We start from the raw sequence: 1088 nt of genomic DNA, 5'->3' as shown, positions 1-1088 counted from the left end.
GCCCCCAATAGCGGAAGACTTGAATTCAAGTTAAATTAAGAAATATTCTGGGAAGTTCTATATGTCTCTCATATTGCTGATTGTGTCATTTTGTTCATCTAAGATTTTAATGTTTTTTAACTCCTCATTGTCTTCCCAATTAGAAAAATAGAAAATTTGATTCTTCGTAATTACTTGCCTCTGTTTAGATCCATTTTCACCTATTGCTACAATACTGTCACCATTTTTAGATAAGTTTTCACTAATCTTAATTATAAGGTAACTATTTGGCTGTTTTTTGCCCGCTGTTTGTATTGGACTACCAGAGGAATCTAACACATTTTTATTGGATAAAATCTCCTCGTTGTCTTGCTTCATTAAAGAATAGAAACCCCAGGAATCTACCTTTTCAAAGATAATGACTGTCTCATTATTAATACTTTCTATAAGTGATGGTTCAAACTTTTTTTTGGATAAGAATTCTGTTATTTCTTTATCAGTTAAAGAACTGTAAGCTACGTCATTATCATTAAAACCCTCTTTTATTTGAGTGACCATAATATATACAAGGAAAATTAGAGCGAAGATCCAAAATATTTTCTTCATAAATTCACCTCTTACAAAATAGGTTCTAAATGTCTATGGGCATTATAGGTCTTATTTACATTAAAGCCCCCTATATTGTAAGACTCGTTTTGAAGATAATTCCAACTTAGTCTACCATTCAATTGTCCTTTTTTAAACTTGCGTTGTAAAACTAACCTCTTACACTTTTAATTAGTTTAGCAACATTAATTAAAAGTGTAACTGCTACAACAATTGAAAAAGAACCACTAATGAAAGCGAGAATATAATCAGCATCTTCAATACTGTTTATTGTTAATAAAATAGTAACTAGTAAAACGACTGCAGGAGCAATAATTCCATAACCTATAGGGACTTTTTTGCTATTTTTGTTAATTACGGCTCTTCTTTCGGTAGTTTTTAACACCTTAATACCTCCTTGCATTACTTTAACTATAACATCTATAAACCATATATCCCTAAGTGAATTGAGAGCTTCAAACCTTATTATCTCGAAACTGAGTCTTCCAGAAAACTGCCCATTT

2 protein-coding genes are annotated in these 1088 nt (G+C 30.9%); both read right to left on the bottom strand.

The features are described 5' to 3' along the window. Positions 1 to 57 precede the first annotated feature (57 nt). On the bottom strand, positions 58 to 585 hold the full coding sequence (locus GLV97_RS19690) for a hypothetical protein (RefSeq protein WP_160842065.1): 528 nt from the start codon (positions 583 to 585) through the stop codon (positions 58 to 60). A 151-nt stretch (positions 586 to 736) separates the two neighbouring features. After that, a partial coding sequence (locus GLV97_RS19685; RefSeq protein ID WP_237418665.1) for a hypothetical protein occupies positions 737 to 1088 on the bottom strand: 352 nt, incomplete at its 5' end.

It is taken from the genome of Halobacillus litoralis (genome assembly GCF_009856355.1).
Taxonomy (GTDB): domain Bacteria; phylum Bacillota; class Bacilli; order Bacillales; family Halobacillaceae; genus Halobacillus; species Halobacillus litoralis_B.
The sequence above is the reverse complement of the archived record's forward strand: the minus strand, read 5'-3'. Positions and strand labels throughout refer to the sequence as shown.